The organism is Micromonospora sp. NPDC049240, from assembly GCF_040647835.1.
Taxonomy (GTDB): Bacteria; Actinomycetota; Actinomycetes; order Mycobacteriales; family Micromonosporaceae; genus Micromonospora.
In genome coordinates this window covers 410,483-431,404 of record NZ_JBEZCX010000002.1, presented here as the reverse complement: position 1 = coordinate 431,404, position 20,922 = coordinate 410,483, and the positions used below count along the sequence as shown (strand labels likewise).

The window sequence follows — 20,922 nt, the reverse complement described above, 5'->3', positions numbered from 1 at the left end:
GAACGGCATGCAGCGGTGGCGGGGGTACGAGGCGGCGCCCGGCGGCTGGGGGCGTTCGGTGGTCACCATCGGCGTCTTCGACGGGGTGCACCAGGGGCACCAGGCCGCCATCGGGCACGCCGTGGCGCGCGCCCGGGAACTGGGTGTCAAGTCGGTGGTGGTGACTTTCGACCCGCACCCGGCCGAGGTGGTCCGCCCCGGGTCGCACCCGGCGGTGCTCACCGAGCCGGCCCGCAAGGCGGAGCTGATCGAGGCGCTCGGCGTGGACGTGCTCTGCGTGGTGCCGTTCACCGCCGAGTTCTCCCGGCTGCCGGCCGAGGCGTTCGTGCACGACATCCTCACCGAGCACCTGCACGCCGCGCTGGTCGTGGTCGGCGACAACTTCCGGTTCGGGCACCGGGCGGCCGGTGACGTGGCGCTGCTGGAGCGGCTGGGCCGCACGTTCGGCTTCGGCGTGGAGGGCGCCCCGCTGGTCGCCGAGGCGGGCACCGTCTTCTCGTCCACGTACATCCGCTCCTGCGTCGACGCCGGTGACGTGCGCGCGGCGGCGGCGGCGCTGGGCCGCCCGCACCGGGTCGAGGGCGTGGTGGTCCGCGGCGACCAGCGCGGACGTGAGCTGGGTTACCCCACCGCCAACCTGCTGACCCACCGGTACGCGGCGGTGCCCGCCGACGGGGTGTACGCGGCCCGGCTGGTGCGTCGCGGCGGCGACCCGCTCGTGGCGGCGGTGTCGATCGGCACGAACCCGACGTTCTCCGGCCGGGAGCGCCGGGTGGAGGCGTACGCCCTGGACTTCTCCGGTGACCTGTACGGCGAGCGGCTGGCGCTGGACTTCGTGGCGCACCTGCGCGAGCAACGGACGTACGACGCGATCGAGCCACTTGTCGCGCAGATCGCCGAGGACGTGGAGCGCACCCGACGGGCGGTGTCCTGACCCGCGGGGGGAGCCCTTGACCGGCCGGGCCGGTCAAGGGCTGGTAGGCTGACGGAGACGTCGGCTGACCGACGGGAGCCTCGCGTGCCTGCACGACGCCGCGGGCGCGAGGAATCCGGTCCGTCGCACCGGTCGCCACGACCGCTCCGACAGACCTCATCGAACCACCCACGAAACAGGGAGAACATGGCGCTCGACCAGGAAGCCAAGGCCAAGATCCGCCAGGAGTACGCGACCGCCGAGGGCGACACCGGTTCGCCGGAGGTGCAGGTCGCGGTCCTGACCAAGCGGATCGCGGAGCTGACCGAGCACCTGAAGGTGCACAAGCACGACCACCACAGCCGCCGTGGGCTGCTGCTGCTGGTCGGCCGGCGCCGTCGGCTGCTCAACTACGTCCAGAAGAAGGACATCAACCGCTACCGGTCGCTCATCGAGCGGCTCGGCCTGCGCCGATGACCTGACGGGGGAGTGGCCACTCGGCCGCTCCCCCGTTCCGGTACCACCAGAAAGAACCCCGGCCGCGCGACGACCCGAGAGGGAGCCGGTCAGCACCGGTCTCCGGTAGTGGCCCCCGGGAATCCCGGCATCATGCCGGCCCACCCGGGCGCTTCGATCGAAGACCGGCCGCCTGAGCAGTTCCCGTGTCGTCGGCCGACGACGCGAAGGAGCACCACAGCACATGACCGAGACCAACCTCGGCACCGAATCCCGCACCGCCGTGATCGACAACGGGTCCTTCGGCACCCGTGAGATCACCTTCTCCACCGGCCGGCTGGCCCGGCAGGCCGCCGGCTCCGTCGTCGCCCAGCTCGGCGAGACGGTCGTCCTCTCCGCCACCACCGCCGGCAAGCAGCCGCGTGAGTCGTTCGACTTCTTCCCGCTGACCGTCGACGTCGAGGAGCGGATGTACGCCGCGGGCCGGATCCCCGGCTCGTTCTTCCGCCGCGAGGGCCGGCCCAGCGAGGACGCCATCCTCACCTGCCGGCTGATCGACCGGCCGCTGCGCCCGTCGTTCGTCAAGGGCCTGCGCAACGAGGTCCAGGTCGTCGAGACCGTGCTGGCGCTCGACCCGCAGCACCCGTACGACGTGGTGGCCATCAACGCCGCCTCGATGTCGACCAAGCTCTCCGGCCTGCCGTTCTCCGGCCCGATCGGGGCGACCCGGGTCGCGCACGTGGACGGCCAGTGGGTCGCCTTTCCGACCCTGGAGGAGCTGGCCCGGGCCACCTTCGACATGGTCGTGGCCGGTCGCACCCTGGCCGACGGCGAGGTCGCGATCATGATGGTCGAGGCCGAGGCCACCCCGAACGCGGTGGCCCTGATCTCGGACGGCGCCACCGCGCCGACCGAGGAGATCGTGGCCAGCGGCCTGGAGGCCGCCAAGCCGGCCATCCGCGAGCTGTGCCGGGCGCAGAGCGAGCTGGCCGAGGTGGCCGCCAAGCCGGTCAGCGAGTTCCCGGTGTTCCTGGACTACTCCGACGACGCGTACGACGCGGTGGCCGACGTGGCCCGCGCCGACGTCACCGAGGCGCTCAAGATCGCCGGTAAGGCCGACCGCGAGGAGGCCCTGGACCGCATCAAGGCCAAGGTCGCCGAGGAGCTGTCCGGCCGCTTCGAGGGCCGCGAGAAGGAGCTGTCCGCCGCGTTCCGCTCGCTGACCAAGTCCGAGGTCCGCAACCGGGTGCTGCGCGAGCAGGTCCGCATCGACGGCCGCGGTCCGCGCGACATCCGGCCGCTGAGCGCCGAGGTCGGCGTGCTGCCGCGGGTGCACGGCTCGGCGCTGTTCGAGCGCGGCGAGACCCAGATCCTGGGCGTCACCACGCTGAACATGCTCCGCATGGAGCAGATGGTGGACACGCTGTCCCCGGAGAACCGCAAGCGCTACATGCACAACTACAACTTCCCGCCGTACTCCACCGGGGAGACCGGCCGGGTCGGCTCGCCGAAGCGGCGCGAGATCGGCCACGGCGCGCTGGCCGAGCGGGCGCTGATCCCGGTGCTGCCGTCGCGCGAGGAGTTCCCGTACGCCATCCGGCAGGTCTCCGAGGCGCTCGGCTCCAACGGCTCCACCTCGATGGGGTCGGTCTGCGCCTCGACGCTGGGCCTGCTCTCGGCCGGTGTGCCGCTGAAGGCCCCGGTCGCCGGCATCGCCATGGGCCTCATCTCCGACGAGGTCGACGGCAAGACCCAGTACGTGACGCTGACCGACATCCTCGGCGCCGAGGACGCGTTCGGCGACATGGACTTCAAGGTCGCCGGCACGCGTGACTTCGTCACCGCGCTCCAGCTCGACACCAAGCTCGACGGCATCCCGTCGGACGTGCTGGCCGCCGCGCTCCAGCAGGCGCACGAGGCCCGGCAGACCATCCTCGACGTGATGCAGCGGGCCATCGAGACGCCGGCCGAGATGTCCGACTACGCGCCGCGGGTCACCACCGTCAAGATCCCGGTCGACAAGATCGGCATGGTGATCGGCCCGAAGGGCCAGACCATCAACGCGATCCAGGACGAGACCGGCGCCGAGATCTCCATCGAGGACGACGGCACCATCTACGTCGGCGCGACCAACGGCCCGTCGGCCCAGGCCGCGGTGGACCGGATCAACGGCATCGCCAACCCGACCCTGCCGAAGGTGGGGGAGCGGTTCCTCGGCACCGTGGTGAAGACGGCCGCGTTCGGCGCGTTCATCTCGCTCCTGCCGGGCCGCGACGGCCTGCTGCACATCTCCAAGGTGGGCGACGGCAAGCGCGTCGACAAGGTGGAGGACTTCCTCAACGTCGGCGACAAGGTCGAGGTCGAGATCGCCGACATCGACGCCCGCGGCAAGATCTACCTGGACAAGATCCGTCCGGAGGGCGCCGAGGCGCCGGCCGCCGGCGAGGCCGCCGGTGGCGAGCGTCCGGCCGGCCGGGACCGCGGCGGCGACCGTGGCCCGCGCGACCGCGGCGACCGGGGTGGCGACCGCGGTGGCGAGCGTCGCTCGGAGGGTGGCGGTGAGGGCGGCGACCGCCCGCGTCGCCGTACCCGGCACAGCTGATCGACCGACCGGCCCGGGTGACGTCCGCGTCGCCCGGGCCGGCCCACGGCTCCAGGTCGCACGGCGGGCTGGAGCCGTCGTTCGTCCCACCCCACCCCTCGTGGCACGGAGAGCAGGTTTGTCGTGAGTTCGTCCACCCCGGCGGCACGGGCGGTCACCCGCACCCTCAGCGACGACCCGCTCGGCGGCACCGTCCGGCGCACCGTGCTCCCCAGCGGCCTGCGGGTGCTCACCGAGGCGATCCCGGCGATGCGCAGCGTCTCGTTCGGCATCTGGGTGGCGGTGGGCTCCCGGGACGAGACCGGGTCGCAGGCCGGCGCCGCGCACTTCCTGGAACACCTGCTCTTCAAGGGCACCAAGAAGCGCAGCGCGTTGGAGATCTCGTCCGAGATCGAGGCGGTGGGCGGCGAGACCAACGCGTTCACCACGAAGGAATACACCTGCTACTACGCGCGGGTGCTGGACGAGGACCTGCCGCTGGCCATCGACGTGATGTGCGACGCGGTCGCCGACTCGGTGCTGGCCGCCGCCGACGTGGAGACCGAACGCGGCGTCATCCTCGAAGAGATCGCCATGCACGACGACGAGCCCGGCGACGAGGTGCACGACCTGTTCGCCCGCGCCGTCTACGGCGACCACCCGCTCGGCCGGCTCATCTCCGGCACCGAGGAGACGGTCACGCCGATGACCCGGCGGCAGATCCAGAACTTCTACCGCAGCCGGTACACCGCGCCGCAGATCGTCATCGCCGCCGCCGGCAACCTCGACCACGCCGCCGTGGTCAAGCTGGTCCGGCAGGCGCTGCGGGGCACCCCGCTGGACACCGACCCGGCCGCGCCGGCGCCGCACCGCGCGACCACCCCGGCGGTACGCGTGAAGCCGGCCACCACACTTGTCGAGCCGAAGGAGACCGAGCAGGCGCACGTGCTGCTCGGCTGCCCCGCCATCGACCGCACCGACGAGCGGCGCTTCGCGCTGGGCGTGCTCAACAACGTGCTCGGCGGCGGCATGTCCAGCCGGCTGTTCCAGGAGATCCGGGAGCAGCGCGGCCTCGCGTACTCGGTCTACTCCTACGCCAGCCAGTACGCCGACAGCGGCGTGTTCGCCGTCTACGCCGGCTGCGCGCCCGGCAAGGTGGACGAGGTGCTGGCCCTGACCCGGGCCGAGCTGGCCCGGGTGGCCGCCGAGGGGGTCACCGAGGCCGAGCTGGTCCGCGGCAAGGGAATGAGCAAGGGCTCGTTCGTGCTCGGGCTGGAGGACACCGGCTCCCGGATGAGCCGGCTGGCCAAGGGCGAGCTGCTCTACGGCAACCTGATGCCGGTGGACGAGCTGCTGGCCCGGGTGGACGCGGTGACGCTGGCGGACGTGAACGACCTCGCCGCCGAGCTGCTCGGCCGGCCGATGTCGCTGGCCGTGGTCGGCCCGTTCGACTCCGGCGCGTTCCCGGTCGACCGCTGACCGGTCCGGCGGGTGGGGCGCGTCCCGATTGGGATAGGTTGTGCCCCGTGACTGACGTGCGGGAGAAGGGCCCGGCCGAGGCGGCGCGGGTCGGTGTGCTGGGTGCCCGGGGCCGGATGGGCCTGGAGGTCTGCAAGGCGGTCGACGCCGCCACCGACCTGGAACTGGTGGCCGCCGTCGACCAGGGCGACGACCTGGCCGCGGTGGCCGACGCCGGGGCCGGCGTGGTCGTCGACTTCACCACCCCCGACGCCGTCATGGACAACCTGCGCTGGTGCGTCGAGCGGGGCGTCCACGCGGTGGTCGGCACCACCGGCTTCACCGAGCAGCGGCTGGCCCAGGTGCGGGACTGGCTGGCCGACCGGCCGTCGGTGGGCGTGGTGATCGCGCCCAACTTCGGCATCGGCGCGGTGCTGATGATGCAGTTCGCGGCGCGCGCCGCCCGGCACTTCGAGTCGGTCGAGATCGTCGAGCAGCACCACCCGCGCAAGCTGGACGCACCGAGCGGCACCGCCACCCACACCGCGCGGCTGATCGCGGCGGCCCGCGCCGAGGCCGGTCTCGGTCCCGCGCCGGACGCCACCCGCGACGAGGTGGCCGGCGCCCGGGGCGCCGACATCGACGGGGTACGCGTGCACGCGGTGCGCGCCACCGGCCTGGTCGCCCACCAGGAGGTGCTGTTCGGCACCACCGGTGAGACGCTGACCATCCGGCACGACTCGTACGACCGGGCCTCGTTCATGCCCGGTGTGCTGCTGGCGGTCCGCGAGGTGGGTCGCCGGCCGGGCCTGACCGTCGGCCTGGACGCCCTGCTCGACTGATTCCCGCCGCGCCGGCCGGCCCGTCGGCTGCCGCCGGCCGGCGGTGTGCCGGTGCGGCCACCTGCGCCGTGCGGTGTGCGGCTGCGCAACGGCGATCAAGCGGCGCGGTCGTCGGCGGGTGCAGGCTGGGCACATGACCTCGACGGACGGACTCACCGGCCTCCTCGACGTGCTCCAGGCGGCGCTCGACGATCCGGAGGTCGCCCCGGTCGACCTGGCCGCGCGGGCCCACCTGTCCCGGTTCCACTTCGACCGGCTGGTCGCCGCGGCCACCGGCGAACCGCCGGGCGTGCTGCGTCGACGCCTGCTCCTGGAACGGGCGGCCCATCGGCTCGTCACCAGCGACCGGACCGTCCTCGACATCGCGGTCGAGGCCGGGTACGGCTCGCACGAGGCGTTCACCCGTGCCTTCCGTCGGTCGTACGGCTTCGCCCCGACCGCGGTCCGGCGGCGTCGGCCGCTGACCTTCCGCGAGCTGGAGTTGCCCTGCCCCAGCGGCGTCCACTTCCAACCGCCCGGTGGCCTGCGGCTGCCGGCCGCACGTCAGGAGACCCCGATGAACGTTCTCCAACATCTGGTCGACCACCACGTCCAGACGCTCACCGCGATCATCGACCGCGCCGCCGGTCTCGACGACCGGGTCCTCGACCGGCCCGTCACCGTGTCCGTGGAGACCATCGACGAGCAGCCGACGCTCCGCTCGCTGGTCAACGCCATGGTCACCCAGGAGGAGCACTGGCTCTCGGCGCTGCGCGGCGGGGAGTGGCCCGACGAGAGCGACCGGTCGATGACCGGCCTGGCCGCCCGGCACGCGGTCGCCGGCCGCGACTGGCGGGCCTTCGTGGCCCGGACGCTTGCCGACGGCACCCTGGCGGACACGTTCGTCGACACCACCTGCACGCCCCCGTCCACGCACACGTTGGGCGGCACCATCGGCCACGTGATCACCTTCGCCGCCGTGCGTCGGACCCTGGCGATCGGCGCCCTGCGCAGCGCCGGGGTCACCGACCTCGGCGCCGGCGACCCGCGCCCGTACCTCGACCGCGTCGCCCTCGCCGCCGCCGACTGACGTGAAGGAAGGGCCCCCGGTTAACGCAATACGCATAACAGGGGGCCCCTCCTGTCGCCTCCCGGGGCGGTCGGTGCCGGCGGACCCGACCGGGTCGCGGTGACCTCGGCGAAATCGATGGTCGGTGGGCGGAGCCGAGCCTAGGCTGACCGCCATGATCGACTCTGGAGAGCGTGACCGTCTCGGCCGCCGGGTGACCCTGCGGCCGGTGGACGACGACAACTGGCGGCCGGTGGCCGACGTGGCCCCGCGCGACGACCAGCGCGCCTTCGTCGCCGCGCTGGCCGCCCGCTACCTGCTGCTCTCCACGCACTCGGAGGTCTGGAACTCGCTCGCCGTGTACGCCGACGACACCGTGGTGGGGCACGTGATGTGGGGCGTGGACGACGACGGCTCCCGCTGGATCGGCGGCATGGTCATCGACGCCGCCGAGCAGGGCCGGGGGTTGGGCCGCGCCACGGTACGCACGCTGGCCGACTGGCTGGCCGAGGCGGGCCGGCCGATCCGACTGAGCTACCACCCGGACAACACCGCGGCCGCCGGTCTCTACACCGCACTCGGCTTCCGCCCGACGGGCGCGATGGAGGACGACGAACTGGTAGCCGAACTCCACCCCGCCCGACCCCACCGCCCCGACCCGACCCGAACTCCTTGATCACCGCCGTCGAGCACCCGGACCGGCTTCGGTGACCATGAAGTTGGCGGCGCTTGTGGAGATCGACAAGGCCGCCAACTTCATGATCAACGCCTGGGGGCGGTGGGGGTGGCGGGTTGGCGGGGGGTGGGGATGTGGGCGGGGTGCAGGGTGGGAGGCAGGTCCGTCAGGGTGGGGTGGCCGGTGTGGGTGACCGTGGCCGTCACCGGGGTGCCGGCGATGCGCAGGTTGGTCGCGCTGAGCGCGCCCAGTTCCGGGCCGGCCAGCGGGCGCAGGTCGACCCGGCCGTTCGGCACGTCGGGGTAGACGCCGAGACCGGCCTGGAGCAGCAGCACGGCCGACGCCGCCGACCAGGCCTGCGGGCGGCACGCCGCCGGGTAGGGCACGGGCCGGCCGAGCGCCGCCCGGTCGTCGCCGCCGTACAGCTCGGGCAGGCGGTAGTCGAACGCCTCGGCGGCGGCGAGCAGGCCGTCGGCGAGGCGTAGCGCCGCGTCCCGGTGCCCGTCGCGGGCCAGCCCCGCGAGCACGATCGCGGTGTCGTGCGCCCAGATCGAACCGCAGTGGTACGACAGCGGGCTGAACCCGGCGTCGTCGGTGGACATGGTGCGCAGCCCGAAGCCGCCGGCCATCGCCTCGGTGGAGAGCAGCGCCGCCACCTGGGCCGATTCGGCGTCCGACAGCAGCCCGGTGCCGAGCAGGTGGCCGATGTTGCTGGTCAGCGCGTCGACCGGGCGCTTGTCCCGGTCCAGTGCCAGCGCGGGTTGCGGGCCGTGGCGGCCGTCCACCCAGAACGCCGTGCGGAACCTCGTGGCGAGCCGGTCGGCGTAGCCGCGCCAGCGGTCGGCGTCCGGACGACCGAACGCGTCCAGCAGGTCCGCCCCGTCGGTGGCCGCCCGGTACGCGTACCCCTGCACCTCGGCCAGCACGATCGGCGGCGCGGCCAGCCGGCCGTCGCGGAAGCGCACCGCGTCGCCGGAGTCCTTCCAGCCCTGGTTGGCCAGGCCGTGGCCGGTGGTGTCGACGTACTCGACGAAGCCGTCGCCGTCGGCGTCGGCGTGCTCGCCGAGCCAGTGCAGCGCCGCCTCCAGGTGCGGCAGCAGCGGCTCGATCTGGTCGGCGGGCAGGCCCCAGCGCCAGGCGTCGTGCAGCAGGCTGACCCAGAGCATGGTCGCGTCGACGGTGCCGTAGTACGCGGGCGGCAGCCGCAGCCCCTCGTTCGGGGCGAACTCGTGCCGGCGCAGCTCGTGCAGGATCTTGCCGGGCTGCTCGCCGGTGGCCGGGTCGACCCGGGTGCCCTGCCGACGGGCCAGCACCCGCAGCGTGCCGGCGGCCAGCTCGGTGCCGAGCGGCAGCATCATCCGGGCGGCCCAGAGGCTGTCCCGGCCGAACAGGGTGAGGAACCAGGGCACGCCGGCGCCGAGGAAGACGTCCTCCGGGTGGGCCGGCTCGGCCAGGCGCAGCGCGTGCAGGTCGGCCAGGGACCGGTCGAGCAGCCGGAGCAGTCGGCGGTCGTCGGCGGCGACCCGGGGCTCGGCCCAGCCCGGGCCGGGCGGCGCGGCGGTCACCACGGCCCGCGGGTCGGTGACGGCGAGCCGCCAGCGCAGCGTGACCGAGTCGCCCGGGTCGACGGCGACCGCCCAGCTCAGGCGCGGTGCGACGGCGCGCTCGCCGGTGGCGTCCACGGTGGCGCCCGCGCCGGTCACGGTCACGGTGAGGCCGTCGGCGGCCCACTGCACCCGGCCCGGCTCGCCGGCCCCGGCCTCCAGCGGCTGACCGGCGTGGCCGGTCTTGACCTGCTCGATCGGGGCTAGATCGCAGGCCAGGTCCACGGTGACGGTGGTGCGGACCGGCTCGGCGGCGGTGGACGACACCACGATCTCCTCGGTGAGACCGGCCGGGCTGGCCCGTCGGGTGCGTTCGACCCGGACGGTCGGGTCGGGGGTGGGGTCACCGAGCCAGCGGGCCAGGGCGACGAAGCGGGCGCCGTGCGGGCCGGCGGCGCCGTTCGCGATCGGCTCCGGCGCCCGGTCGTCGAGGCGCAGCTCGGCGCGGGAGAGCACCCGGGCGTCGGCGTGGAAGACGCCCTGGACGCCGTGCGGCCGGAGCTGACCGGCCGCGTCGCCGAGCGCGCTCGTGGGGGCGTGCACCACCCCGACCAGGTCGTGCAGCAGTGGTTGGAGGCGGCGTTCGGTCACGGGGGAACTCCTGGTGCTGATCGGTGGCGCGGATGTCTTGACAACTGGCTGCGGCCGGGTGCAGAGTGCGAAACATTCCAGAAACTTTGAACGATCTAATCCTGCCGCATCGGCATTGGATCGTTCAAGGCGGCGAGAGGGATTTCGTGGGAGAAAAGGTAACCATCGCGACCGTGGCCCGGCATGCCCAGGTCAGCCGGCAGACCGTCTCCAACGTGCTCAACGCCCCGCACATCGTCCGCGAGGACACCCGCCGCCGGGTGCGGGAGGCCATCGCCGTGCTCGGCTACCGGGCCAACCAGGCCGCCCGCCAGATGCGGACCGGGCGGTCCCGGCTCATCGCCGTCCGCATCGAGCCCACCCGGGACGGCATCAACGGCTCCGTGCTCGACCGCTTCCTGCACGGCCTCACCGAGACCGCCGACGCCACCGGCTACCGGGTCATGCTCTACACCGCCCGCCACGACGACGACGAGATCGCCACCTACGACGACCTGCTCGGCGCGTACGACCTGGACGCGTTCGTGCTCACCGGCACCAAGCACCGCGACCCGCGTACCGCGTGGCTGGCCGAGCGGAAGGTGCCGTTCGTGACGTTCGGCCGGCCCTGGGACACGCCGGAGGCGCACCCCTGGGTCGACGTGGACGGCGCTGCCGGCACCGCCCAGGCCACCCGGCACCTGCTCGCCGCCGGCCACCGTCGGATCGCGTTCCTCGGCTGGCCCGCCGGCTCCGGCGTCGGTGACGACAGGCGCGCCGGCTGGCGTACCACGATGGCGGAGGTCGGCCTCGACGGCGCCGCACCGGACCGCGCCACCGAGGACGGCATCGCCGAGGGGGAGCGCGAGGCCCGCGCGCTGCTCGCCCTCGACGCGCCGCCGACGGCGCTGGTCTGCGCCAGCGACTCGCTGGCCCTCGGCGCGTGGCAGGCCGCCCGCGACGCCGGGACCGACGTGGCGGTCGTCGGCTTCGACGACACCCCGGTGGCCGCCGCGGTCGGGCTGAGCAGCGTCAGCCAGCCGCTCGGCGAGGCCGCCGCCCGCTGTGTCGAGCTGCTCACCGGGCTGCTCGACGGGCAACAACGCGACCCCCAACTGCTGCTCGACCCCTCGCTGGTGCTCCGGCACTCGGCGTGATCCCATCCCCCACCAGGAGAAACAGATGACACCACGGATGCTCACCCGGGCCGCGGTGGCCGGCGTCGCCGCCGTCGCCCTGCTCGGCTCCGCCGCCTGCGGCAGCGGCTTCGACGACTCGGCCACCGACACCAAGCAGTCCAGCGGCCCGGCCAGCCTGCAGATCCTGATCGGCTCCTCCGGCGACGCCGAGACCAAGGCCGTGAAGGACGCCGCCGCCGCGTGGGCCGGCTCCTCCGGCAACTCCGCCACCGTCACCCCGGCGCAGGACCTCACCCAGCAGCTCGGCCAGGCGCTGGCCGGCGGCACCCCGCCGGACGTCTTCTACGTCGACGCGGCCCGCTTCGCCGACTTCGCCAGCGTCGGCGCGCTGGAGCCGTACGGGGACAAGGTCGCCAACTCCGACGACTTCTACGAGAGCCTGCGCACCGCGTTCACCTACGACGGCAAGCTCTACTGCGCGCCGAAGGACTTCTCCACGCTGGCCCTCCAGATCAACACCGACCTGTGGGCCAAGGCCGGCCTGACCGACGCCGACGTGCCGACCACCTGGGACCAGCTCACCGCCGTCAGCCAGAAGATCAAGGCCAAGGGGCAGGTCGCGCTCGCGCTCGGCGACACCCGGGACCGCATCGGCGCGTTCATGGTGCAGAACGGCGGCTGGCTGATGAGCAAGGACGGCAAGCAGCCGACCGCGGACACCCCGGAGAACCTCCAGGCCCTCCAGTACGTCAAGTCGCTGCTCACCAACGGCTACGCGAAGTTCCCGAAGCAGCTCGACTCCGGCTGGTCCGGCGAGGCGTTCGGCAAGGGCAAGGCCGTGATGACCATCGAGGGCAACTGGATCAAGGGCGCACTGCAGAACGACTTCCCGAACGTGAAGTACAAGGTGGTGCCGCTGCCGGCCGGCCCGAAGGGTCAGGGCACGCTCTCCTTCACCCAGTGCTGGGGCATCGCGGCCAAGTCGAAGTACAAGGAGCAGGCGATCAAGTTCGTCGAGGCGATGACCGCCGGCGAGCAGCAGATCGGCTTCGCGAAGGCGTTCGGCGTGATGCCGTCCCGCCAGTCGGTCCGCGACCAGTACACCGGCGCGTTCCCGGCGGACAAGCCGTTCATCGACGGCGTCGAGTACGCCCAGGGCCCGGTGAACGCGCCGAAGATGGACAGCGTGCTGCGGGACCTGGAGGCCGGCCTCCAGGGCCTGACCACCGGTGACCCGAAGACGATCCTGGCCAACTTCGACAAGAACGCCAAGGCGGCGCTCGGCGGCTGAGGTGTGAGGAGGGGCCCCCTGTTAACAGACGGGTGTTAACAAGGGGCCCCTCCTTCCACCTTCCCCGAGCGAAGGAGGAGGGAATGGCAACGGACACGCTCGCCGCGCCGGGCACCGCGTCGGCCGGCCCGCCGCGTCGCCGTACGGGCGGCATCCGCAGTAACGAGAACCTGGCCGGCTGGCTCTTCGTCGCGCCGGTGATCGTGATCCTCGGGCTCTTCCTGCTGCTGCCGATCCTGATGGCGCTCTGGGTGAGCCTCACCGACTGGAACGGCCAGGGCAGCCCGTTCACCGGCGACGTGCCGTTCGTCGGCGGCGACAACTACAGCCGGCTGTTCACCGACGACGGGCTCGCCCGCCGCGACTTCATGACCGCCATCCGCAACAACATCTACTACGTGGCGATCGTGGTGCCGGTGCAGACCGCGCTCGCGCTCGGTCTCGCCCTTGTGGTCAACAACCGGCTGCTGAGGGGGAAGGGCTTCTTCCGCAGCGCGTTCTACTTCCCGTCCGTGACCAGCTCGGTCGCGGTCAGCGTGGTCTTCCTGTTCCTGTTCGCCAACTCCGGCGCGGTCAACCGGCTGCTCGGCCTGCTCGGCGTCGACGGGCCGGAGTGGTTCGCCGACGGTCGCGGCGTCCTGCACCTGGTCCTCGGCGCGTTCGGGCTGGACACCCCACCGGCCGCGCTCACCTCCGGCGGCCCGTTCGGGCTGAGCTGGTGGGAGTGGCTCTCCGGGCCCAGCGTGGCCATGATGTCGATCATCTGCCTGGTCATCTGGACCACCTCGGGCACGTTCATGCTGATGTACCTGGCCGCGTTGCAGAACGTCCCGGTGGCGCTGGACGAGGCCGGCATGCTCGACGGGGCGTCCCGCTGGCAGCGCTTCCGGTACGTCACGCTGCCGTTGCTCAAGCCCACCACGTTCCTCGTGGTCACGCTGGGACTGATCGGCTCCTGGCAGGTCTTCGACCAGGTGTACGTGATGAGCCAGGGTGACCCGGCCAAGACCACGCTCACCCCGGCGTACCTGTCGTACCGGACCGCGTTCCGCGACTTCGACTACGGCTCCGGCGCGGCCATCTCGTTCGTGCTGTTCCTGATCATCATCCTGCTCACCCTGTTCCAGCGCCGGCTGATGGCCGACCGGGACGGCAACCGGCGCGGCCGGTGGTGGCGGCGACGCGTACCGGAGGGGTCCTGACATGGCCGTGCTGACCGACCGGCCGGCGCCGGTCGCGCGCCGTCGCGACCGCGAGCCGCGCGCCCGGGCCAACCGCTTCCTCGGGTACGCCGTCCTGATCTTCTTCGGACTGGTCTTCCTCTACCCGTTCGTGATCCAGCTCGGCAACTCGTTCAAGACCGAGCCGGACGCGGCGGCCAACCCGCTGTCGCCGATCCCGGACCCGCTCACGCTGGCGGGCTTCGAACGGATCTTCTCCGGCACCAACTTCCCGCTCTGGCTCGGCAACTCGCTGCTGGTCACCGTGCTGGTCACGCTCGGCCGGGTGTTCTTCGACTCGCTCGCCGGCTACGCGTTGGCCCGGCTGCGCTTCCGGGGCCGGGCCGGGCTGTTCGCCGCCGTCATCGCGGTGATGGCGGTGCCGGGCGTGGTGCTGCTGATCCCGAAGTTCCTGGTGCTCAAGCAGATCGGCCTGTACGACAGTTACGCCGGCCTGATCGTGCCGCTGCTCGCCGACGCGGCCGGCGTGTTCATCATGAAGCAGTTCTTCGAGTCGATCCCGGTCAGCGTGGAGGAGGCGGCCCGGATCGACGGCGCCGGTGTCTTCCGCACGTTCTGGTCGGTGGTGCTGCCGATGGCCCGACCGGCGCTGATCACGCTGACCATCCTGTCGTTCCAGGGCTCCTGGAACGAGTTCCCGCACAGCCTCGTCTCGGTGCAGGACCCGGGCCTGTTCACGCTGCCCCGTGGCCTGGCCGACCTGGTCGGCGGCTCGCTCGGCAAGGGCAACCAGTATCCGCTGAAGCTCGGCGCGGCGCTGCTGGCCACCATCCCGGTGGCGGTGCTCTTCGTGATCTTCCAGCGTTACTTCGTGCGCGGCGCCAACGAGGGCGCGGACAAGGGCTGACCGGTGGCGCCGGCGGTCCCGCCCCGTGCCGGGACCGCCGGCGCCACCCGTCGAGGGCAGACCGGCGGCCGGCCGGAAACTCATCGCTGCGCCGGCGCCGCTTCCTCCGGGACGGCCACGTGCAGCCGGAGCTGGGGCACCAGCATGTCGTCCACGTCCAGCGCCCGGGTCGCGCCATCCGGCTCCCAGCCGGTCGAGCCGAGGAACGCGCGGGTCGCCGCGTCCGCGTCGAACGCCCACGCCACCGCGTGGGTGAGCCCGTCCGCGCGCCAGTGCTCGACGGCGGCGGCGAGCAGCCGGCTGCCGTGCCCGCGCCGCCCCCACCGCGGCTCGACCAGTAGGTCGGTCACCGCGGCCACGCCCGAGTCGAACGCGTCGGCCGGTTCGCCCGGGGCGAGCGCCTCGGCGTCGGCCGGACCGGAGGCGGCGAACCCCACCAGATACGATTGCGCGGCCTGTTCGACGGCGACCAGCACCCGGTGCGCGCCCGAGGGCGGCTCCTGCACCGCCGCGTCCCACCGCCGGGCGAGGTACGCCTCGTCCAGGTTGTCGAGCACGTGCCGGGGCAGGATCCGGCGGTACGCGACCCGCCAGGTCGCGAGCTGGATGCGTGCGATCTCGGCGACGTCCTCGGGACGCGCGGGGCGGACGTAGCCTGCAGCCATGGCACGTGAGCCTACGCAGGGCGAGGAGGAGGACGGTGGCGCAGGGTGCCGGGCGGACGACCGCGCAGGTCGTGGCCGTGGCGGCGCTCGCCGCGGCGGTCACCGGGTTCCTCTCCGTGGCGGCGGTGCGGCACGGCTTCTTCGACCTGAGGGTCTACCACGGCGCGCTCACCTACTGGGCGCGTGACGGCGGCGAGATCTACGACTTCCTCAAGGCCGGCACCCAGTACGGCTTCACCTACCCGCCGTTCGCGGCGCTCGTCATGCTGCCCATGGCGTACCTGCCGTGGGGCGCGGCGATCGTGGTGAGCGTGGCGGCGACGGTGGTGGTCAGCGCCGTGGTGATCTGGTGGCTGCTGGACCCGGTGGCCCGTCGGGCCGGCTGGACCCGCTGGTTCACGCTCGCGGTCGCGCTCTGCCTGGCCGCCGCGTACGAGCCGATGCGCGAGACGGTCAACTTCGGTCAGGTCAACATGCTGCTGCTGTTCCTGGTGGCGGTGGACCTGCTCCGGCTGCTGCCGGCCGGCAGCCGCTGGGCCGGCGTGGGCATCGGCCTGGCCACCGCGATCAAGCTGACCCCCGGCATCTTCATCGTCTACCTGCTGGTCACCGGCCGCTGGCGGGCCGCCGCGACCGCGGTCGGCTCGGCCGCCGTCGCCACGCTCGTCGCCGCCGGCCTCTTCCCGGACGCGTCCCGCGAGTTCTGGACCGAGGCGCTGTGGAACACCGACCGGGTCGGTGAGCTGGCGTTCGTCTCCAACCAGTCGCTGCGCGGCGTGGTCGCCCGGCTCGACCCGGAGCATCCGAGCACCGTGGCCTGGCTGCTGCTGGTCCTGGCCACGCTGGCGGTCTGGGGCTGGCGCTGCCGGGCCGCGGTGTCCGCCGGCGACGAGGCCACCGGCCTGGCCCTGACCGGTGCGGTGATGTGCCTGGTCAGCCCCGTGACCTGGGTGCACCACCTGGTCTGGCTGCTGCCGGGGCTGATCCTGCTGGTCGACAACGGCATGGCGGCCCCCGCCCGCAGCCGGCGGCGCCGTCTGCTGCTGGCCGCCGCGCTGATCGGGTACGCGCTGCTGTGCAGCCGGATCGTCTGGTCCTGGGAGAAGGACTTCACCGGCGTGGACGGCTTCCTCGGCAGCAACACCTACGTGTGGATCAGCCTGGCGCTGCTGCTCGGCCTGCCGATCCGCCGCTGGGCGGTCCCGGCCGACGGCGCCGGGCCGGCGGGCGACGCCGGGCCGGCCGGGTCAGCGGTCGAGCCGGGCGGTGTACCGCAGCTCGCGGAGCAGGACCGGATCGCGCCCACCGTGCAACGGCACCGGGTAGGCGGACTCCTCGCCGTCCGGTGAGTGCCCGGCCCGCTCGTAGAAGCGGCGGGCCCGGGCGTTGTCGGCGAGCACCCAGAGCCGGTACTCGGTCCAGCCCCGCCCGGCCAGCCCGGCCCGGGCGGCGGCGAGCAGCGCCGCGCCGGTGCCCGAACCCCAGTGCGCCGGCTCCAGATAGAGGGCCAGCAACTCGCCGTACGCCGGGTCGAGGTCGCCGCGGTCCTGGTTGTTCCGGTACGGCCCGAACGTGGTGAAGCCGGTGACCTCCCCGTCGGCCTCGGCGACAAGCGTGGTGAACGGGTGCTCCGGGTCGGCGGTGCCGAGGTCGCGGCGGCGCTGCGCCCAGGCGGCCGGGTTCAACCGGCGCAGCACCTCGGCGGGCATGATGCCGGCATACCCGGCCTGCCAGCCGTGGACGTGCACCCGGGCGATCGCCTCGGCGTCGTCCGGTTCCTCCCGGCGGATGGTGGGCACCCGTCCAGTTCTATGCCCCGGCGGTCGACCGGTCCAGCCGCCGCTCCGTCCGCGTCGTACCCGTGGATTAGGGTCGCGACGATGGCCGCACCGGAATCGCTCTCGCTCGCCCAGGCCCGCCGGGTCGCGCTGGCCGCCCAGGGCTTCGCCGACCCAACGCCTGCCGGCGTGCCCACCCGCCGGCACCTGCGCCGGGTGCTCGACCGGGTCGGGCTGATCCAGATGGATTCGGTAAACGTCCTGCAACGCGCGCACTACCTGCCGCTCTACAGCCGGCTCGGGCCCTACCCGACCGCGCTGCTCGACACCGCCGCCTACCGCCGCCCCCGCGAGCTGTTCGAATACTGGGCGCACGAGGCGTCGCTGGTCCCGGTCGGGCTGCACCCGGCGCTGCGCTGGCGGATGGCCAAGGCGCGCGACGAGGCGTGGGGCTGGATGCGCCGGATCGCGCAGGAGCAACCCGAGCTGGTCGCGTGGGTCCGCGACGAGGTGGCCGCCCGGGGGCCGCTCACCGCCGCCGAGATCGAGCACGACGCGCCCCGGGAGACCGGCAACTGGGGGTGGAACTGGTCGACCGTCAAGCGGGCGCTGGAGTTCCTGTTCTGGGCCGGTGAGGTCACCGCCGCCGACCGCACGAACTCGTTCGCCCGCCGCTACGACCTGCCCGAGCGGGTGCTGCCGGCGGCCGTGCTCGACGCGCCCACCCCGACCGTCGCCGAGGCGCACCGGGCCCTGGTGGCGCTCGCGGCCCGGTCGTTGGGCGTCGCCGCCGAGCCGGAGCTGCGGGACTACTTCCGCCTGCCGGTGGCCGGGGCCCGGCAGGCGATCGCCGAGCTGGTCGAGGCGGGCGAGCTGACCCCGGTCACCGTCCAGGGGTGGCGGCAGCCGGCCTTCCTGCACGCCGACGCCCGGCTGCCCCGCTGGGTGCGGGGCAACACGCTGGTCAGCCCGTTCGACCCGCTGGTCTGGGAGCGGGCCCGCACAGAGCGGCTCTTCGGCTTCACCTACCGCATCGAGATCTACGTGCCGGCGCCCCAGCGGGTGTACGGCTACTACGTGCTGCCGTTCCGGCAGGGTGAGCGGTTCACCGCCCGGGTCGACCTCAAGGCCGACCGGAAGGCGGGCGTCCTGCTGGTGCCGGCGGCCTGGCTGGAGCCGGGCGCCGACCCGGGGGAGACGGCCGTTGCGCTCGCCGCCGAGCTGTACCGGCTGGCCGGCTGGCTCGGCCTGGACGCGGTCGCCCCGCCGGCCGCCGGTGACCTGGCCGCGCCGTTGGCCGCCGCGCTGGTGGGCGTGGCCGGTGTACGGTGACCTCGTGACGAGCGTCGACCGGCCCGCTACCGCACCGCACCCGGACGCGGAGGCACCCGCACACGCCGAACCGCACGGGCACGTCGAGCCTGACGGCCACGCAGGGCCCTCCGGTCCTGCCGAGCCTTACGGCCATCCCGGGCCGGTGGCGTGGCCGGTCGGGGCGGCCTACCAGCCCGTCGAGCCGGACCGGTTCACCCGCATGGTGCTGCGCCTGCACGACCGCGCCCCGCGTTGGGCGGTGCCGCTGGCCGCGCTGGCCTGCGTCGGCCTCGGCATGACGTACGCGTTGATCAGCGACCCCACCCGGAGTGATCCGGACGCCCGGCCGACCTGCCTGCTCAAGCTCACCACCGGGCTGGACTGCCCGGGCTGCGGCGGCACCCGCGCGCTCTGGTTCGTGCTGCACGGCGACCTGCCGGCCGCCGCCCGGCACCACTTCCTCTTCGTCTTCGCGCTGCCGTTCCTGGCCTGGCTCTTCGTCGCCTGGGCCGGCAACCGGGCGTTCGGCTGGCGACTGCCCGAGCCGCAGTTCAGCCCGAAGGTGCTCGGCGGTTTCCTGGCCGCCTGGGCGGTCTTCTCGGTGGTCCGCAACCTGCCCTGGGCGCCGTTCCCCTCGCTCTACGTCTGACCGCCCGCCGGCCCGGGCACGCCGACGCCCGGTCGGCCGCGTGCCCGATTTCCACGCCGGACGACGGGCAACTACAGTCCTCGGCATGCCGGAGATGGTGCAGCCCCAGGTCAAGCTGATCGCGTGGACCCAGTTCCAGGCGCCGGACGAGGTGCCGTGGTCGACCGACGCCGACGGCGGGCAGGCGCTCGCCGAGTTCGCCGGCCGGGCCTGCTACCAGAGCTGGAAGAAGCCGAACCCGGTCACCGCGACGAACGCCGGCTACCTGGCGCACATCCTGGAGGTGGGTCACCTGTCCGTGCTGGAGCACGGCTCGGTGAGCTTCTACTTCAGCGGCGTCTCCCGGTCGTTCACGCACGAGCTGATCCGGCACCGGCACTTCTCCTACTCGCAGCTCTCCCAGCGCTACGTGCCCGAGCGGGACGCCGCCATGGTCGAGCCGGCGGTGATCGCCGAGGACCCGGAGCTGCACAAGAAGTTCGTCGAGGCGTCCGAGGCGGCGGTGCGCGCGTACACCGATCTGCTGGAAGGGCTGGAGGCCCGCTTCACCGACGAGCCCAACCCGACGCTGCGCCGCAAGCAGGCCCGGCAGGCGGCCCGGGCCGTGCTGCCGAACGCGACCGAGACCCGGATCGTGGTGACCGGAAACTACCGGGCGTGGCGGCACTTCGTGAAGATGCGCGCCACCGAGCACGCCGACGTGGAGATCCGCGAGCTGGCGATCGAGTGCCTGCGGCAGCTCCAGGGCGTCGCGCCGAACGTCTTCGCCGACTTCGTGATCACCACGCTGCCGGACGGCACCGAGGTGGCGGCGTCGCCGCACGCGGAGTGAGTCGTCTCCCTTCGCCGCCGGGGCACCGGTGGTCGTCCGCTAGGTTGTGAACATGACGCACGACCACTCCGCCGCCCTGGACCGCGGCGCGTCGCGCCCGTTCGGGCGGGTGATCACGGCCATGGTGACGCCGTTCACCCCTGACGGCGCGCTCGACCTCGACGGCGCCGCCCAGCTCGCCCGGCACCTCGTCGACGAGCAGGGCAACGACGCGCTGGTGCTCAACGGCACCACCGGTGAGTCGCCGACCACCACCGACGCGGAGAAGGAGACGCTGATCCGCGCCGTGGTCGAGGCGGTCGGCGACCGGGCCCGGATCGTCGCCGGGGTGGGCACCAACGACACCCGGCACACCGTCGAGCTGGCCGCGCAGGCCGAGAAGGCCGGCGCGCACGGCCTGCTCGTGGTCACCCCGTACTACAACAAGCCGCCGCAGGCCGGGCTGCTGCACCACTTCACCACCGTCGCGGACGCCACCGGGCTACCGGTGATGCTCTACGACATCCCGCACCGCTCCGGCGTCGCGATCGCCACCGACACGCTGGTCAAGCTCGCCGAGCACGGCCGGATCGTCGCGGTCAAGGACGCCAAGGGCGACCTGATCGCGACCTCGGAGGTGCTGGCCCGCAGCGACCTCGCGTTCTACAGCGGTGAGGACGCGCTGACCCTGCCCGCCCTGGCGATCGGCGCGGTCGGCGTGGTCGGCACGTCCACGCACTTCACCGGCGTGGCGACGAAGCAGATGATCGAGGCGTTCGAGGCGGGCGACCACGCCGGCGCGCTCGCCCTGCACCGGCGGCTGCTGCCGCTCTACACCGGTATCTTCCGCACCCAGGGCACGATCCTGGTCAAGGCCGGCCTCACGGCACACGGCCTGCCGGCCGGCCCGGTGCGACCGCCGCTGGTGGAGGCCACCGGCGACGAACTGGCCCAGCTGCGCGCCGACTGCGCCGCGGCGGGCCTGCCCCTGCCCGAATGATTCAACGACACGACGGACGCCGCGCGCGGCGTCGCAGAA

Annotated in this window: 19 protein-coding genes; 16 read left to right on the top strand and 3 right to left on the bottom strand. The window is 73.2% G+C overall.

All coding sequences use genetic code 11. The features are described from left to right. The first annotated feature begins 7 nt into the window (after positions 1–7). From AB0B02_RS05235 to AB0B02_RS05205, 7 genes are all read left to right on the top strand, one after another. Positions 8–934, top strand: a complete 927-nt coding sequence (locus AB0B02_RS05235; RefSeq protein ID WP_357296927.1) for a bifunctional riboflavin kinase/FAD synthetase — start codon at positions 8–10, stop codon at positions 932–934. A gap of 186 nt (positions 935–1,120) precedes the next feature. Further along, positions 1,121–1,390, top strand: coding sequence for a 30S ribosomal protein S15 (rpsO, locus tag AB0B02_RS05230; protein WP_013284678.1), 270 nt, complete (start codon positions 1,121–1,123; stop codon positions 1,388–1,390). Positions 1,391–1,613: 223 nt separating this feature from the next. Next, positions 1,614–3,971, top strand: a complete 2,358-nt coding sequence (locus AB0B02_RS05225) for a polyribonucleotide nucleotidyltransferase (RefSeq protein WP_357296924.1) — start codon at positions 1,614–1,616, stop codon at positions 3,969–3,971. Positions 3,972–4,094: 123 nt separating this feature from the next. Continuing rightward, a complete protein-coding gene (locus AB0B02_RS05220) occupies positions 4,095–5,429 on the top strand; it encodes a pitrilysin family protein (protein ID WP_281935533.1) in 1,335 nt (444 codons plus the stop codon). Between the two features lie 47 nt (positions 5,430–5,476). Continuing rightward, positions 5,477–6,250 carry a 4-hydroxy-tetrahydrodipicolinate reductase gene (gene dapB, locus AB0B02_RS05215; RefSeq protein ID WP_281935531.1) on the top strand — a complete coding sequence of 258 codons (774 nt, stop codon included), beginning with the start codon at positions 5,477–5,479 and terminating at the stop codon, positions 6,248–6,250. 133 nt (positions 6,251–6,383) lie between these two features. Then, complete coding sequence (locus AB0B02_RS05210) at positions 6,384–7,319, top strand: AraC family transcriptional regulator (RefSeq protein WP_281935529.1); 936 nt, start codon at positions 6,384–6,386, stop codon at positions 7,317–7,319. A 154-nt stretch (positions 7,320–7,473) separates the two neighbouring features. After that, positions 7,474–7,974, top strand: a complete 501-nt coding sequence (locus tag AB0B02_RS05205; protein ID WP_281935527.1) for a GNAT family N-acetyltransferase — start codon at positions 7,474–7,476, stop codon at positions 7,972–7,974. Between the two features lie 86 nt (positions 7,975–8,060). On the opposite strand, the gene AB0B02_RS05200 is transcribed toward AB0B02_RS05205, so the two are convergent. Further along, positions 8,061–10,169 carry a glycogen debranching N-terminal domain-containing protein gene (locus tag AB0B02_RS05200; RefSeq protein ID WP_281935526.1) on the bottom strand — a complete coding sequence of 703 codons (2,109 nt, stop codon included), beginning with the start codon at positions 10,167–10,169 and terminating at the stop codon, positions 8,061–8,063. 146 nt (positions 10,170–10,315) lie between these two features. Between AB0B02_RS05200 and AB0B02_RS05195 the strand changes: the two genes are divergently transcribed. The 4 genes from AB0B02_RS05195 (at position 10,316) to AB0B02_RS05180 (ending at position 14,666) form a co-directional block, all read left to right on the top strand. Continuing rightward, positions 10,316–11,305: a LacI family DNA-binding transcriptional regulator gene (locus tag AB0B02_RS05195; RefSeq protein WP_281935524.1), complete on the top strand. Its 990-nt coding sequence runs from the start codon at positions 10,316–10,318 to the stop codon at positions 11,303–11,305. Positions 11,306–11,330: 25 nt separating this feature from the next. Then, the gene (locus tag AB0B02_RS05190; protein ID WP_107156037.1) at positions 11,331–12,578 is read left to right on the top strand and encodes an extracellular solute-binding protein; all 1,248 of its coding nucleotides are present in this window, start codon (positions 11,331–11,333) and stop codon (positions 12,576–12,578) included. An 83-nt stretch (positions 12,579–12,661) separates the two neighbouring features. After that, positions 12,662–13,780, top strand: coding sequence for a sugar ABC transporter permease (locus tag AB0B02_RS05185; RefSeq protein WP_357296919.1), 1,119 nt, complete (start codon positions 12,662–12,664; stop codon positions 13,778–13,780). Between the two features lies 1 nt (position 13,781). After that, on the top strand, positions 13,782–14,666 hold the full coding sequence (locus AB0B02_RS05180; protein ID WP_107156039.1) for a carbohydrate ABC transporter permease: 885 nt from the start codon (positions 13,782–13,784) through the stop codon (positions 14,664–14,666). Positions 14,667–14,746: 80 nt separating this feature from the next. On the opposite strand, the gene AB0B02_RS05175 is transcribed toward AB0B02_RS05180, so the two are convergent. Next, complete coding sequence (locus AB0B02_RS05175; RefSeq protein WP_357296917.1) at positions 14,747–15,331, bottom strand: GNAT family N-acetyltransferase; 585 nt, start codon at positions 15,329–15,331, stop codon at positions 14,747–14,749. A 35-nt stretch (positions 15,332–15,366) separates the two neighbouring features. On the opposite strand from AB0B02_RS05175, the gene AB0B02_RS05170 reads away from it, so the two are divergent. After that, positions 15,367–16,680, top strand: coding sequence for a glycosyltransferase family 87 protein (locus AB0B02_RS05170; protein ID WP_357296914.1), 1,314 nt, complete (start codon positions 15,367–15,369; stop codon positions 16,678–16,680). On the opposite strand, the gene AB0B02_RS05165 is transcribed toward AB0B02_RS05170, so the two are convergent. Continuing rightward, positions 16,579–17,130 carry a GNAT family N-acetyltransferase gene (locus AB0B02_RS05165; protein WP_357296913.1) on the bottom strand — a complete coding sequence of 184 codons (552 nt, stop codon included), beginning with the start codon at positions 17,128–17,130 and terminating at the stop codon, positions 16,579–16,581. The two genes, AB0B02_RS05170 and AB0B02_RS05165, sit on opposite strands and share 102 nt — an antisense overlap. A gap of 81 nt (positions 17,131–17,211) precedes the next feature. Between AB0B02_RS05165 and AB0B02_RS05160 the strand changes: the two genes are divergently transcribed. From AB0B02_RS05160 to dapA, 4 genes are all read left to right on the top strand, one after another. Further along, entirely contained in the window at positions 17,212–18,441 is a 1,230-nt protein-coding gene (locus AB0B02_RS05160; protein ID WP_357296910.1) for a crosslink repair DNA glycosylase YcaQ family protein, read from the top strand. Beyond that, entirely contained in the window at positions 18,431–19,072 is a 642-nt protein-coding gene (locus AB0B02_RS05155; protein ID WP_357296907.1) for a DUF2752 domain-containing protein, read from the top strand. The genes AB0B02_RS05160 and AB0B02_RS05155 overlap by 11 nt, the downstream gene beginning before the upstream one ends. Before the next feature lie 94 nt (positions 19,073–19,166). After that, positions 19,167–19,904 carry an FAD-dependent thymidylate synthase gene (thyX, locus tag AB0B02_RS05150; RefSeq protein WP_107156087.1) on the top strand — a complete coding sequence of 246 codons (738 nt, stop codon included), beginning with the start codon at positions 19,167–19,169 and terminating at the stop codon, positions 19,902–19,904. Between the two features lie 52 nt (positions 19,905–19,956). Next, positions 19,957–20,883: a 4-hydroxy-tetrahydrodipicolinate synthase gene (gene dapA, locus AB0B02_RS05145; RefSeq protein WP_357296904.1), complete on the top strand. Its 927-nt coding sequence runs from the start codon at positions 19,957–19,959 to the stop codon at positions 20,881–20,883. The last annotated feature ends 39 nt before the right edge of the window (positions 20,884–20,922 follow it).

Coding starts and splice junctions, on each gene's coding strand:
- AB0B02_RS05235 (WP_357296927.1), top strand. CDS start 8: ATGCAGCGGTGGCGGGGGTACGAGGCGGCGCCCGGCGGCTGGGGGCGT.
- rpsO (WP_013284678.1), top strand. CDS start 1,121: ATGGCGCTCGACCAGGAAGCCAAGGCCAAGATCCGCCAGGAGTACGCG.
- AB0B02_RS05225 (WP_357296924.1), top strand. CDS start 1,614: ATGACCGAGACCAACCTCGGCACCGAATCCCGCACCGCCGTGATCGAC.
- AB0B02_RS05210 (WP_281935529.1), top strand. CDS start 6,384: ATGACCTCGACGGACGGACTCACCGGCCTCCTCGACGTGCTCCAGGCG.
- AB0B02_RS05205 (WP_281935527.1), top strand. CDS start 7,474: ATGATCGACTCTGGAGAGCGTGACCGTCTCGGCCGCCGGGTGACCCTG.
- AB0B02_RS05190 (WP_107156037.1), top strand. CDS start 11,331: ATGACACCACGGATGCTCACCCGGGCCGCGGTGGCCGGCGTCGCCGCC.
- AB0B02_RS05185 (WP_357296919.1), top strand. CDS start 12,662: ATGGCAACGGACACGCTCGCCGCGCCGGGCACCGCGTCGGCCGGCCCG.
- AB0B02_RS05180 (WP_107156039.1), top strand. CDS start 13,782: ATGGCCGTGCTGACCGACCGGCCGGCGCCGGTCGCGCGCCGTCGCGAC.
- AB0B02_RS05175 (WP_357296917.1), bottom strand. CDS start 15,331: ATGGCTGCAGGCTACGTCCGCCCCGCGCGTCCCGAGGACGTCGCCGAG.
- AB0B02_RS05160 (WP_357296910.1), top strand. CDS start 17,212: ATGGCCGCACCGGAATCGCTCTCGCTCGCCCAGGCCCGCCGGGTCGCG.
- thyX (WP_107156087.1), top strand. CDS start 19,167: ATGGTGCAGCCCCAGGTCAAGCTGATCGCGTGGACCCAGTTCCAGGCG.
- dapA (WP_357296904.1), top strand. CDS start 19,957: ATGACGCACGACCACTCCGCCGCCCTGGACCGCGGCGCGTCGCGCCCG.